Below are 13,603 nucleotides of genomic sequence, written 5' to 3'. Positions count from 1 at the left end.
AAAAGGTAGGGGATAATATGTGGTCAGAGAAAAGAGGAATTGAAGGTACAATAGTATTTGCTATTTTTCCAATAGTTTGGTGTATATTAGGTAATATATCTTACTATTTAAGTGGTATAGAAAGGTTTTATAATTTTACTAGTGTTATTAATATAGAAAATTCTACAATGATGGCAATTCTTCCGTTAATTGTAGTAGTAATCGCAGCAATTGTGAATTTGAAAATTTATGTAGATGAAGAAAAGTTGTTTGAAGTTAATAAATCAATGTTTAAATATAAAATAGTTAATATATTATTTATAGCGTATATTATTTTTGCTATATCAGTTATAAGAGATAGTAAGGTGATTATATCTGCTTTACTAATAGAATTATCTTTTATTTGCATTTATATACTTAAGAGAAAGGCTAAATCTCTAGAATTAACAGATATACAGTTGAAGTGGAGAAAGGCCTTTGAATATCCTGATGCAGTAGATAAAGAAAGTAATTTATTTTGGAGGTTAAAACCTAAATTTTCACCTCATGTTAAAGTTGATTTTAAAGAAAGAGTTAAAGGTATACAATTTTTTTCTATATTTCTATTGCTTATTTGGTGGAGAGGTAGAGTCGATTTTATAAGTATATTAGTACTCATAGCATTTATTAAAGATTTAATTTATTTATTAGAAGTTCCCTTAGGATTATTTACAAAGACAACAGGATTATGCACTGGTGTAGTGGAGAAAGAATATAGTAAAAGTAGAAGAGCATACTATACAGTTTATATAACAGATTATGAAAAAAATAATGAGATTGTATTTAAAGTAGATAATTATTGCTATATAAAAGAAAGAGATACAGTAACAGTTATTCATGGGGCAATTTCAAAAAAAGTAATAAATGTTGAAGGAATGAGATTAAATGTAAGATAATATAAATAATCCGATTTTTAATATACTAAGAAATAATGGAGGTTGTATAATATGACCTTCATTTTATTATTTACATTGTGAATTGATTTGTAAAAATAATTAATAAGTTGTTTCTGTAAAATATTTTTTTGTCTAAAAATATGCTATGTGTCCTAATAACATAGTAAAGAATAGTAATGCTAATAATAAATAGTATACAGATAAAAACATAACAGATAGGAGTAGAAATATGAGATTAGGAGTTATATCAGATACTCATGGAGTACTAAGGGATGAAGTTATAAAAAATCTTGAGGGGTGTGATTACATAATTCATGCTGGAGATGTAGGTGGAGAAGAGATAATTGAAAGATTAGATAAAATAGCAAGAACTTTTGTTGTTAGAGGAAATAATGATGGTGATAGTTGGGGAGTAAAATTGCCTTATTATAAGGAAATAGAGATGGATGAAACTCTTATATACGTAGTTCATAAAAAAGATGATATCCCTTCTGAATTAAGAGAAGTAGATCTTGTTATATATGGACATTCTCATAAATATAGTGAAGAGAGAATAGATAACATAATTTATTTGAATCCAGGTTCTTGTGGAAGAAAGAGATTTTCATTACCATTAACAATGGCAATAATTGATATAAATATTGATAGAATTGATATAAGAAAAATAGATATAGAAGGGTAAAGTGTTCTATATATTTACAAATAAAGTGCTATAATGGAAGAGTGGAGCAAAATAAGGGGGAGAATATGCTAAAAGAGATAAATGAGAAGTTAATTAAGCTTAAAGAAGACATAGCTTTAAAAAATGTATTAGAGAAAAAATTAGAAACTTTAAATTTACAATTTGATAAAGATAAGAAAGAATTAAATGAATTAGAGATAAAGTTAAAAAAAGAACATAAAGATGTAGAGAAATTAGAAAAGTTATCTTTTGCTAACATAATAGCTACTGTTATGAAAAATAAGAGTGAAAAGTTAGAAAAAGAGCAACAAGAATATATAATGGCTAAAATTAAGTATGACGAGTTTAGTTCAAAGTTAGAGTTATTAAAAGAAAACATCGAAAGCGTAAAATCTAGGCTTGAAACTCTAAAATATTGTGAAAATGAATATAAGGTATTATTAAATAAAAAGTTAGAATTAATAAAGTTATATGGTGATGAAGAAAAGAAAAGTAAATTAGCAATGATAGAATCAGAAATAGATGAAAATTTATTAGAGAAAAAAGAGATAGAAGAGGCTATAAGTGTTGGAAAGGATTTATTAATAGCAGCTAACTCTGCTAAAAATTCATTAGAAAGTGCAAAAAATTGGGGGATATTTGATATTGCTGGAGGAGATATGCTTTCTTCTATAGCGAAGCATAATAAGATAAATGATGCAGAAGCACATTTTAGAAGGGTATCTAGTTTGATAAGTAGATTTAATAAAGAATTAGGAGATATTAAATTTGAGGGACTAACATTTTCATCTACAACAATAGCTTTTGATATATTTTTTGACAATATATTTACAGACTTTTCAGTACAAAGTAAGATTAATAGTTCTTTAGATAATGTAAGAAGTTTGATATGTAGAGTTGAAAATATATTAAGTACTTTAAATGGTAAAAAGGTAAGTATAAATTCTAAGATAGCAAATTTAAGAAAAGACTATGATAGTATAATTGAAAACATCTAAGAATAGAGAATAGCAAAATGAGAGGTAAATACTGATGAAAAGAAATATAAGTTTAATGATAAAGCCATCTTCAAGTAAATGTAACTTGAAGTGTAAATATTGCTTTTATCATTCAATAGCTGATGCGCGTGATATAAAAGATTATGGTTTTATGAGCAAAGAAACATTAAGACAAATAGTAAGTAAGGTAGATGATTATTGTGATGGAGGTAATTGTAATATAGGTTTCCAAGGGGGAGAATCCTTATTAGTAGGGCTAGATTTTTATAAAGAACTAGTTAAATGCACTACTGAAATTAATAATGGAACAAAATTTAATTATCACATTCAAACTAATGGAACTCTTATAAATGATGAAATTGCTAAGTTTTTTAAAGAGAATAACTTTTTAGTTGGAGTTTCTTTAGATGGAACTAAGGAGATTCATAATTTAAATAGGATTGATCCTTTAAATAGAGATACATTTAATAGTGTAATGAAAGGAATAAATATTTTAAAGAAATACGATGTTAACTTCAATGTTCTTATAGTTGTTACTTCGGTATTATGTAAGAAGATTGATAGTGTTTATAAATTTTTTAAAAAGAATGATTTTAAATATCTACAATTTATTCCTTGTTTAGATCCTTTAGAAATAAAAAATGGACAAACTTATAGTTATTCATTAAGGGTAGAAGAGTATTCAAAGTTTTTACTTAATTTATTTGATTTATGGTATAAAGATGTCATGGAAGGTAACTATGTAAGTATAAGATATTTTGATAATATAGTATCTCTATTCTTAGGACAAGATTATGAATCTTGTGATATGAGAGGCATATGCTCATGTCAACATATAATTGAAAGTGATGGATCAATGTATCCTTGTGATTTTTATACATATGAAAAATATTCAATAGGAAACATTTTAGAAGAGACCTTTGATGAGATACATCATAAGAATGAAACTATCAATTTTATGAAAGAATCTTTAAATAAGAATAATAAGTGTAGTATTTGTAGATTTAAAAATATATGCAGAGGTGGATGTAGACGACACAGAGAAAATAGTCAGGATAATATGAATTATTATTGTGCAGCATATTATGAATTTTTCTCAAAAACTCTAGATAGGTCTGAGATTGTAGCAAATAAATTAAGAAGAAATATGTGATAATTAAGAATTTGTAGTTAAAATTTGATAATTAGATATTTAAGTAATATTAAGAACCTACGGGTTCTTTTTTTTGATATATTTTTCTAATTAAGGGAATAATTAAAATATTAAAAATTAAGTATGAATAAATAATATTAATATAAAGGAGTAGATAAATGAAAGAACTTATAGAGACATTAAGAAGAAATTCTATTATAAGGTCTCTTATGGATGAATTTAAAAAGGATTTTAAAAATACATATTATGATTCAACGCTTAAACAAAAGGAAATGCTAATTGATTATAGGGATGTTATATTTAGGAGATGGTTATATTCCCCATTACGAGGGGGAACATATCTAACCCCAAGTTATATAATAAATAATATAGCTCAACAAATATATCCTGGAGATTATTGTATTATGCCGTATATTAAAGTGGATTTAGATAGTGAGGGGAGATTAAAGTTTTATAGAAAATTCAATTATCATTCATGTAATAATAGTCCAGTAATTAACGATTTAGAGAAATTGATAGATTTTTTAAAACCAACGATTATAGTAAGAGATGAAAATAAATATGTTATTGATGGTGGAGAAAGATTAATAAATAGGTTAAGTATTCAAAGTGACTATTATATTGAATATCTTATAAATATAGCTACAAATATAGGCATATTAGAACCTATGAAATCCATAGGTTGTAGGTGTTATAAAATAGGAAAAGATTATTATAATTATATAAATTTAAGGATAGATGAAAAAATTAAGATTATAATTAATAGTAGTATAGATATAGTGAGAGAAAGTATAAGTGATATTATAGAATTTGATAATACGAATAGTATATTTGATCTTTTAGATAATGGTGTCACTGAAGAGAAGTTTTTTCAAATGATGAAGCCATCTTTAAAAGAAACTATGGAGCATTCAAAATGTATATCAGATTCTCTAAAAGTTGATGAAAAAACAATTTATAATATTACAGAAGAAGTATTAAGTGATGAGATAGGTTATTGGCTTTTTAGACGAGAAGCAGGAATATATTTAGATACTTATTTAACTTGTATTTTAGGATATTACTTAGGAATAATAAATCCAATTTATGACGAATTGTTTCTAACAAAGATTTTTGTAGATTTTGTAAGTTATACAGATAATCCTATGGAAAGATTATCAATTATATTTACTATGGAATTAGGACATAACCTAACGAGGTTTGGAGAAAAGTTTATTATGGAACGAAAAATAATAAAAGAAAATAATTTTAAGGCTTTATTGCCTAAAAATATAAAATGTTGTATAGAAGAATATAAAAATAAGAAAGATAATATCTTATATCATATTCATGATTAGAAGAGAGAATTAATGAAAGATTAGGTTATAAATATTTAAAAGCAAAGAGGTTCAAGTGAGAAAATACTCTTTGTTTTTTTATTTATGAATTTTTCTGAAATTTAAGCATAATTTTTTATATATAGCAAAAGTTGAAATAAGAATGTACAAAAAAAAATAAAAATATACATTTGAAATTTTAAAAAATTGGTATTATATAAATATAAACTATCAGAAAACAATTACATAATATTTATACAGAACTTACACAATATGCAATTTAATATGTATTTAAATTGGGAGGAAAGATTAAAATGATTAAGGAAAATTTAAATGAAATTTTAAAGAAAAGATTTGAAAAAACAATTGCTACTGCTACGAACGAAGAAGTATATTTAGCACTATTAGAGTTAACTAAGGGTATTATTAAAAATAAGGGAACAAATAAAGGGAATAAAAAGTTATATTATATATCAGCAGAGTTTTTAATTGGTAAGTTATTATCAAATAATCTAATTAACTTAGGACTTTATGATGAGGTTAAAGAGATTCTTTTAGAAAATGGTAAAGATTTATCTCAAATAGAGGAAATTGAGTTAGAGCCATCATTAGGAAATGGCGGTCTTGGAAGATTAGCAGCTTGTTTCTTAGATTCTATTGCTACATTAGGTTTAAATGGTGATGGAATAGGATTAAATTATCATTATGGTCTATTTAAACAAGTTTTTGAAAAAAATAAACAAAAAGCTGAAAAGAATCCGTGGATAACTAAAGAAAGTTGGTTAAATAAATCAGATATTAAATTTGATGTATTATTTGGAGGATTTAAAGTTACTTCAAGCTTATATGATATAGATGTTACAGGATATAATCAACCTTGTAATAAACTAAGATTATTTGACATAGACTATATAGATGAAACTATTGTAGAAGATGGCATTAATTTTGATAAAGAGGATATTAAAAAGAACTTAACATTATTCTTATATCCAGATGATAGTGATGAAGCTGGGCATTTATTAAGAATATATCAGCAATACTTTATGGTAAGTAATGCCGCTCAATTAATTCTTTTAGAAGCAGAAGAAAATGGATATGACTTACATAAGCTAAATGAACATGTAGTTGTTCAAATAAATGATACTCACCCTTCAATGGTTATTCCTGAATTAATTCGTTTATTAGGAGAAAAGGGTATAGAAATTGATGAAGCAATCGGTATCGTTACCAAAACTTGTGCATATACTAATCATACAATTTTAGCGGAAGCATTAGAAAAGTGGCCAATAGCATACTTGGAAAAAGTTGTACCACAATTAATGCCTATTATTAGAGAATTAGATAATAGAGTTAAATCAAAATATGATGATGAAAAAGTATATATAATAGATAAAAATGATAGAGTTCATATGGCACATATGGATATACACTATGGATTTAGCGTAAATGGGGTTGCAGCTCTTCATACTGAGATATTAAAAGATGAAGAATTAAATCCATTCTATAAGATTTATCCAGAAAAGTTTAATAATAAGACAAATGGTATAACTTTTAGAAGATGGTTAATTCACTGTAACAATGAGTTATCAAATTATATAACTGAACTTATTGGTGATGACTTCAAGAAGGATGCAACTAAGCTTGAGGATTTACTTAAATATATAGATAATAAAGATGTATATTCTAAATTAGAATCTATAAAGAGAAATAATAAGATTGAGTTAAAGAACTATCTAAAGGAAACTCAAAATATTGATATTGATGAAAATTCTATATTTGATATTCAAATTAAGAGACTTCATGAGTATAAGAGACAACAAATGAATGTATTATACATCATTAATAAATATTTAGAAATTAAGTCAGGAAAGTTACCAACAACCCCTATAACAATGATATTTGGAGCTAAGGCTGCACCAGCATATATTATTGCACAGGATATAATTCATACAATACTTTGCTTACAAGAGATTATTAATAATGATCCAGAAGTTAATAAGTATTTAAGAGTTGTTATGGTAGAAAACTATAATGTAACTAAAGCTTCTAAGTTAATACCTGCTTGTGATGTATCAGAACAAATATCACTTGCATCTAAAGAAGCATCAGGAACAGGTAATATGAAATTTATGCTTAATGGTGCTTTAACTTTAGGAACTGAAGATGGAGCAAATGTTGAAATTCATAAATTAGTCGGGGATGACAATATTTATATTTTTGGTAAGTCAAGTGCCACTATAATTGAACATTATAAAAAGGCAGATTATGTTTCAAGAAAATACTATGAAAAAGAAGGAATTAAAGAATTAGTTGATTTCATAGTAAGTGATAAGATGCTTCAAGTTGGAGATAAAGTAAATTTAACTAGATTACACAATGAATTAATAAATAAAGATTGGTTTATGACTTTAATAGATATTGAAGATTATATAAAGACTAAGGATAGAATGTTCAAGGATTTTGAGGATAGAGATTCTTGGATGAAGAAAGTTTTAATAAACATAAGCAAATCAGGATTCTTCTCATCAGACAGAACAATTGCTCAATATAACGAAGAAATATGGAAATTAAAATAGCCCTAACTTATACCTTATATAAATAAAAGAGGCCATTGCTATATATGCAATGGTTTCTTTGCTGTTTAGAAAGTGTTAATTGAACTATAACAATTAAAAAATAAATTCTATATAAGTATATTAAATAGTAAAATTAATAGATTAGAAAGCAATTTAAATGAGATAAATAGTTTATTTTTATTGAGGTGATAATTTTGAAAGAGAAATTAGAAAATAGGAAATCACTATTAATACCAGCATTAGCGGTAGTTGGAACAATAACTACAATTGCAGCTGTAAATAAAATTACAGTGAAGCCAGCATCTAAGTTTATTAGATTGCTTTTTAACGGCATATACCCAGGACCTAAAAATTATGATGATATAAAAAAACTGACTACTGTCAAAAAGGATATTGATTATGGTTCAAATATAGAAAATGGAATAATGGATATAAATATGCCTTTAGACAATTCAAATAAAAAGAAGCCGTTAATAATATTGCTTCATGGAGGTGGTTTTATAGGTGGAAGTAAGGAGGCAACAGCTGCATATGCAAGAACTCTATCTAGCTATGGATATATTGTTGCCAATGTAGATTATGCTTTTGCACCAGAACATGTATATCCAACACCTATAATTCAAGTAAGCAAAGCTATAACTTACTTAAAAGATAATAAAGAAAGATTTAATATTGATGATAATAATATATTTATTGCTGGAGGTTCAGCAGGAGCACAGATAGCGAGCCAAATAGCTGCAATACAGACTAATAAAGAATTAGCAAATATTATGGGAATAAAGCCTGTGTTAGATAAGAAAGAGCTAAAGGGAGTAATATTATTTTGTGGGTTATATAATATGAGAAATGTTTCAGAAACAGGATTTCCAGGTATAAAAGAATATCTTTGGGCTTATACAGGAGAAAAGAATTTTGAAACTTATAAGAGGTTAGATGAGATATCAACGATACATCATATTACAGAAGATTATCCACCAACATTTATAACAGCAGGAGATATGGATAAGTTAGAATCTCAATCTAAGGAGATGGTAAAGATATTAAAAGATAAAGGCGTTCAGTGTACATCAGTTTTCTTTAAAGATAAAAGGTTAGTGCATCAATATCAATTTATGTTATGGACCAATGAAGCTTTAAGAACTTTAGAGAAAGTTGTATATTTCATAAATCAAAGAGTAGAAAAAAATTGAAGAAAAATTTAGATATTAATAGAACAAAAGATAAAAATAAATTCATTATCAATAGTATTTTTATTAATATACTATTTAAATAGTATTTAATATGATGTACAGTAAAATAATAAATTTAAAGATGAGTTTAAGGAGGATAAATTATGAAAGTTACAATAATAGGGTGTGATGGAGCTTATCCAAGAGTTAATGGAGCTACTTCAGCATATTTAGTAGAAGATAAGGATACTAAGGTGCTTTTAGACTGTGGAAGTGGAGCAATATCTAGACTTCAAAATCATATTGAATTAAGAGAACTAGATGGAATAGTAATAAGTCATTATCATGCTGATCATTATGCAGATTTAGAGTGTATGCAATTTGCTACAATGCTAGATACATTTGAGAAAAAGAGAGAAAACTCTCTTATAATATATGGACCAGGCAAAGAGCAGATGTTAACTTATAAGAATTTTTGTGTAGGTAAAAGTTTTAAAGGAAAAGAAAACTTTACTATAGGGAGCTTAACTTTTGAAACAATATTAAATAAGCATGGAATAGAAGCTTATAGTATAAAAGTAACTAATGAAGACGGAGAATGTTTAGTTTATACAGGAGATACAGGATATTATGATGAACTACCTATATTTTGTGAAGGGGCAAGTTTATTAATAGCAGAATCTTCTTGTTATGAGTATGAAAGGGGAAAAGTATCAGGACATATGACTGGTGGAGAAGCTGCTATAGTAGCAGAGAAGAGTGGAGTAGATACGCTTATTTTAACTCATTTACCACACTATGGGGATATTGAAAAGATGACAGATGAAGCAAAACAATTTTTTAATGGAGAAGTTATACTAGCAAGATATGATTCTTGTATAGAGGTATAAAATTTGAGGTGATAAGATGAGCAATATAAAAAAAGCAGTATTTGCTGGTGGATGCTTTTGGTGTATGGTAAAACCGTTTGATAAATATGACGGAGTATCTAGCGTTATTGTTGGTTATACTGGTGGAAATATAGAAAATCCAACATACGAACAAGTATGTAATATGAAAACTGGACATTATGAAGCCGTAGAAATAACATATGATGAAGAAAAAGTAAGCTATAAAGAATTACTTGAAGCATTCTTTAAAAGTATAGATCCCACAGATGATGGAGGACAGTTTTACGATAGAGGAGATAGTTACAAAACTGCTATATTTTATCAAGATGAGAATCAAAAGAGAATTGCAGAAGACTATATAAAAGAAATAGATAATAGCAAAAGATTTAATAATCCAGTAGTAACTAAAATATTAAAATCTGAAAAATTTTATCCAGCGGAAGACTATCATCAAGATTATTATAAAAAGAATCCATTTAAATATAATGTTTATTATAAGGGATCTGGTAGAAAAGAGTTTGTGGAAAGTGCTTGGAAAAAAAGTGAGGAAGAGAAATTAGCTTTAAAAGATAAGTTAACAGATATTCAGTATAGAGTAACTCAATTAAATGCTACAGAAGCACCATACAATAATGAATATAATGATAACTATGAAGAGGGGATATATGTTGATGTAGTTGATGGAAAACCTCTATTTTCTTCAAAAGATAAATTTAATTCAGGATGTGGTTGGCCTGCTTTTTCAAAGCCTATAAATGGAGGATATATTAAAGAGATAGAAGATTTAAGTCATGGCATGATAAGAACAGAAGTAAGAAGTACTAATGCTGATTCACATTTAGGTCATGTTTTTAATGATGGGCCTACAGAGTTTGGAGGTCTTAGATATTGTATAAATTCAGCTTCTTTAAAATTTATTCCTAAATGCGATATGGAAAAAGAAGGCTATGGAAAATATTTAGATTTGATATGAAATATTTAAAGTTTTTAACTTATTTTGATAGGTTATAATTATTTCTTAAAGTTGCTAATAAATAACTACATAAAGTAATATTGCTGAAAGTTTAATCAGCAATATTACTAGGAGTTATTTCAAACTTTAAATCAGCTAAAATGCTTTTGCTTCTTACTTGATTATAGTATTGTTTAGGAGTACATTCATATTCCTTTTTAAAACTACGAAAGTAATTTGAATAATCACCAAACCCACAGTGATGATATACTTCTCTAATTGGCATACCGCTTTCTATAAGCGTTTTACTATATTCCAGTTTTCTTTTAATTATATATCTATATAAAGATATACCTGTTTTTTTCTTAAATTCATGAAGAATATGATATTTACTAAAAAATAAATCTTTAGCTAATTTGTCTAAAGAAATTTCTTCTTTTAAATGTGAATTAATATATGAAAATATATCATCCAATCTAAGGCCTTTTTTGCAGCATTTCTTTTCAGGTTCTATATTTTCTAAAATAATTCTATTTAGAATTACTAAGATCATTGATAAAGTATTTGACTTAAAGAGATCTGAAGCATATTTTTCCTCCTTGAGTTCAATGTTAAGAAGGATTAATAAAGTTCTAACCCTCATGGAATTTTCAGATTGAGAAATTATGTAACGACATTTGTCTAATGACTTCTTATCAAAACATTCAAGTAGCAAATCTTTGCTTGAATTATCAAAGTGATTATAGGAAAAAGATAAAATGTATATAGTGCATTCAGTAGTATGATCATTAGTTAAAAGTAATTGTTCTTCATCTCTTAATAATATGTAGCTATGATGACTTGCAATAAATGATTCAGTATATATATTTACGATACAGGATCCTTTTCTGAAATATATAAGACTATGGCCAAGAGTAGATTTGTATTTTAATGGTGAATTTTTTAAAATACTTATTTCTTTGAGGGTAAAAGAAGAATCCATAGTAATAACCCTTTCTTAATATTGTTAATTAAATAATTAATTAATAAAAAATTTAAACATTTACAAGAAGTAGTATAAAGCAATTTTCACAAGTTTTCAAGCAATATTTACCTATTATTCATAAAAGAAGAAATGTATAATAAAGATGAAGTTGTTAATAAATAAACAATTAAGGGGTAGAAAGTAAGTATTAAGCTTTCAGATGGAAAGATTGAAGATGTTTATAAATGAAAAGTATAAATAAGTTTTCCCTTGAATTATATTTATATATTAAAGACTGTGAGGTTTTACATAATCTCATAGTCTTTTTTTATTAATAAAGTTAATTGAATATTTCTATAAATATTCAATATATATATATTAAGAAAAATTTAAAGTGAAATTATTAATATTATTTTAGAACCGATACCGATATATATCAAGTAGAGGATGTAGTACTATCTAATTTGACAACATTTTCTAAGTTTATAAAAAAGTATTCTAATAAGAATGCGATTTTTATTATAAAAGTATTAAGAAGTGAGGGAAAAGTTATGAAAATCAAAAAGTTATTAGCAATGACTATAGCTACAGCAGTTATTGCAAGTGCATTTGTAGGATGTGGAAGTAGTACCACTGAAAAGACAGAAGGAGATAGTACTACAAAGACAGAAGATAGCGAAAATACAGATAAGTCGGCTACAGAAATCTACTTTTTAAATTTTAAACCAGAAATTGCTGAAGTATATGACAAAATAGTTGCGGATTATGAGTCTGAAACAGGTGTTAAAGTTAAAGTTCAAACTGCAGCAAGTGGTACTTATGAACAAACATTAAAATCAGAAATGGCAAAATCAGATGCACCAACAATATTCCAGTTAAATGGACCTGTTGGATATCAGTCATGGAAGGACTATTGTGCTGATTTAAAAGACACAGAACTTTATAGTCATCTTTTAGATAAGACTATGGCTATAACTAGTGAAGAGGGGGTATATGGGATACCATATGCAGTTGAAGGATATGGAATAATATATAATGATGCTATCATGCAAAAATACTTTGCATTAGATGGTGCTAAGGTTAAATCTATGGATGAAATTAATAATTTTAACAAGTTAAAAGAAGTTGCAGATGATATGCAATCTAAGAAAGATGAATTAGGAATAAAAGGTGTTTTTGCATCAACCTCTATGTCTTCAGGTAATGCGTGGAGATGGGAAACACATTTAGCAAATCTCCCTTTATACTATGAATTTAAAGATAATACAACTACAGGTACAGTATTAGAAACAGGATTAGAAGCAAATACTGTAGAGTTCAAATATGCAGATAATTATAAGAACATTTATGACTTATACACAACAGATTCTACAACTGAAAAAGGATTGTTATCAGCAAAAACTGTTGATGATTCTATGGCAGAATTTGCTTTAGGTCAATGCGCAATGGTTCAAAATGGAAATTGGGCTTGGAGTCAAATCAATGGTGTAGATGGCAATACAGTTAAGGAAGAAGATATTAAATTCTTACCTATATACACAGGAGTATCAGGTGAAGAAAATCAAGGTATATGTGTAGGTACTGAAAATTATTTTGCAATAAATAGCCAGGTTTCAGAAGAGAAACAAAAAGCTTCAGCAGAGTTTATTAATTGGTTATTTACAAGTGATACAGGCAAGAAATACGTTTCAAATGATTTGGGATTTATAGCTCCATTTGATTCTTTTGAAGAAAGTGAAAAACCATCAGATCCATTATCAAAGGAAGTTTTAAGATGGATGGAAGACTCTAATATAAGCAGTGTTCCTTGGATATTCCAATCATTCCCAAACCAAAATTTTAAAGACACATTTGCAGCATCATTACTTGAATATGTTCAAGGAAGTAAAGAGTGGTCAGATGTTGTTACAACTGTAAAAGATACATGGGCAGCAGAAAAACAATAAAAATATATTAGAAGGAAGAGGCAGTGATTTTGGTTGCTGCCTT

General features: G+C 26.9%; 11 protein-coding genes. 10 read left to right on the top strand and 1 reads right to left on the bottom strand.

The window, feature by feature from the left end; translation table 11 throughout:
- Positions 1–17 precede the first annotated feature (17 nt).
- The 9 genes from H8S10_RS02145 (at position 18) to msrB (ending at position 10,671) form a co-directional block, all read left to right on the top strand.
- Positions 18–914 carry a hypothetical protein gene (locus H8S10_RS02145; protein WP_186837800.1) on the top strand — a complete coding sequence of 299 codons (897 nt, stop codon included), beginning with the start codon at positions 18–20 and terminating at the stop codon, positions 912–914.
- A 229-nt stretch (positions 915–1,143) separates the two neighbouring features.
- Positions 1,144–1,596: a metallophosphoesterase family protein gene (locus H8S10_RS02140; protein ID WP_186837799.1), complete on the top strand. Its 453-nt coding sequence runs from the start codon at positions 1,144–1,146 to the stop codon at positions 1,594–1,596.
- A gap of 65 nt (positions 1,597–1,661) precedes the next feature.
- A complete protein-coding gene (locus H8S10_RS02135) occupies positions 1,662–2,594 on the top strand; it encodes a hypothetical protein (RefSeq protein ID WP_186837798.1) in 933 nt (310 codons plus the stop codon).
- 34 nt (positions 2,595–2,628) lie between these two features.
- Positions 2,629–3,747: an anaerobic sulfatase maturase gene (locus tag H8S10_RS02130; RefSeq protein ID WP_186837797.1), complete on the top strand. Its 1,119-nt coding sequence runs from the start codon at positions 2,629–2,631 to the stop codon at positions 3,745–3,747.
- A gap of 158 nt (positions 3,748–3,905) precedes the next feature.
- The gene (locus H8S10_RS02125) at positions 3,906–5,084 is read left to right on the top strand and encodes a hypothetical protein (protein ID WP_186837796.1); all 1,179 of its coding nucleotides are present in this window, start codon (positions 3,906–3,908) and stop codon (positions 5,082–5,084) included.
- A 293-nt stretch (positions 5,085–5,377) separates the two neighbouring features.
- Positions 5,378–7,639: a glycogen/starch/alpha-glucan phosphorylase gene (locus H8S10_RS02120; RefSeq protein WP_186837795.1), complete on the top strand. Its 2,262-nt coding sequence runs from the start codon at positions 5,378–5,380 to the stop codon at positions 7,637–7,639.
- A 194-nt stretch (positions 7,640–7,833) separates the two neighbouring features.
- Entirely contained in the window at positions 7,834–8,829 is a 996-nt protein-coding gene (locus H8S10_RS02115; RefSeq protein WP_055264262.1) for an alpha/beta hydrolase, read from the top strand.
- A gap of 143 nt (positions 8,830–8,972) precedes the next feature.
- Entirely contained in the window at positions 8,973–9,698 is a 726-nt protein-coding gene (locus H8S10_RS02110; RefSeq protein WP_186837794.1) for an MBL fold metallo-hydrolase, read from the top strand.
- A gap of 16 nt (positions 9,699–9,714) precedes the next feature.
- Entirely contained in the window at positions 9,715–10,671 is a 957-nt protein-coding gene (gene msrB, locus H8S10_RS02105) for a peptide-methionine (R)-S-oxide reductase MsrB (RefSeq protein ID WP_186837793.1), read from the top strand.
- A 91-nt stretch (positions 10,672–10,762) separates the two neighbouring features.
- Here the strand turns inward: msrB and H8S10_RS02100 are convergent, their stop codons facing one another.
- Positions 10,763–11,632, bottom strand: coding sequence for an AraC family transcriptional regulator (locus H8S10_RS02100; protein ID WP_186837792.1), 870 nt, complete (start codon positions 11,630–11,632; stop codon positions 10,763–10,765).
- Positions 11,633–12,165: 533 nt separating this feature from the next.
- Here H8S10_RS02100 and H8S10_RS02095 point away from each other — a divergent pair.
- Complete coding sequence (locus H8S10_RS02095; protein ID WP_186837791.1) at positions 12,166–13,560, top strand: ABC transporter substrate-binding protein; 1,395 nt, start codon at positions 12,166–12,168, stop codon at positions 13,558–13,560.
- Positions 13,561–13,603: the final 43 nt, after the last annotated feature.

Source organism: Clostridium sp. NSJ-49 (assembly GCF_014287725.1).
Classification (GTDB): domain Bacteria; phylum Bacillota; class Clostridia; order Clostridiales; family Clostridiaceae; genus Clostridium; species Clostridium disporicum_B.
The sequence above is the reverse complement of the archived record's forward strand: the minus strand, read 5'-3'. Positions and strand labels throughout refer to the sequence as shown.

What these genes read in the sequence shown, in the direction of transcription:
- H8S10_RS02145 (WP_186837800.1), top strand. Translation starts at nt 18, where the DNA reads ATGTGGTCAGAGAAAAGAGGAATTGAAGGTACAATAGTATTTGCTATT.
- H8S10_RS02140 (WP_186837799.1), top strand. Translation starts at nt 1,144, where the DNA reads ATGAGATTAGGAGTTATATCAGATACTCATGGAGTACTAAGGGATGAA.
- H8S10_RS02135 (WP_186837798.1), top strand. Translation starts at nt 1,662, where the DNA reads ATGCTAAAAGAGATAAATGAGAAGTTAATTAAGCTTAAAGAAGACATA.
- H8S10_RS02130 (WP_186837797.1), top strand. Translation starts at nt 2,629, where the DNA reads ATGAAAAGAAATATAAGTTTAATGATAAAGCCATCTTCAAGTAAATGT.
- H8S10_RS02125 (WP_186837796.1), top strand. Translation starts at nt 3,906, where the DNA reads ATGAAAGAACTTATAGAGACATTAAGAAGAAATTCTATTATAAGGTCT.
- H8S10_RS02120 (WP_186837795.1), top strand. Translation starts at nt 5,378, where the DNA reads ATGATTAAGGAAAATTTAAATGAAATTTTAAAGAAAAGATTTGAAAAA.
- H8S10_RS02110 (WP_186837794.1), top strand. Translation starts at nt 8,973, where the DNA reads ATGAAAGTTACAATAATAGGGTGTGATGGAGCTTATCCAAGAGTTAAT.
- msrB (WP_186837793.1), top strand. Translation starts at nt 9,715, where the DNA reads ATGAGCAATATAAAAAAAGCAGTATTTGCTGGTGGATGCTTTTGGTGT.
- H8S10_RS02100 (WP_186837792.1), bottom strand. Translation starts at nt 11,632, where the DNA reads ATGGATTCTTCTTTTACCCTCAAAGAAATAAGTATTTTAAAAAATTCA.
- H8S10_RS02095 (WP_186837791.1), top strand. Translation starts at nt 12,166, where the DNA reads ATGAAAATCAAAAAGTTATTAGCAATGACTATAGCTACAGCAGTTATT.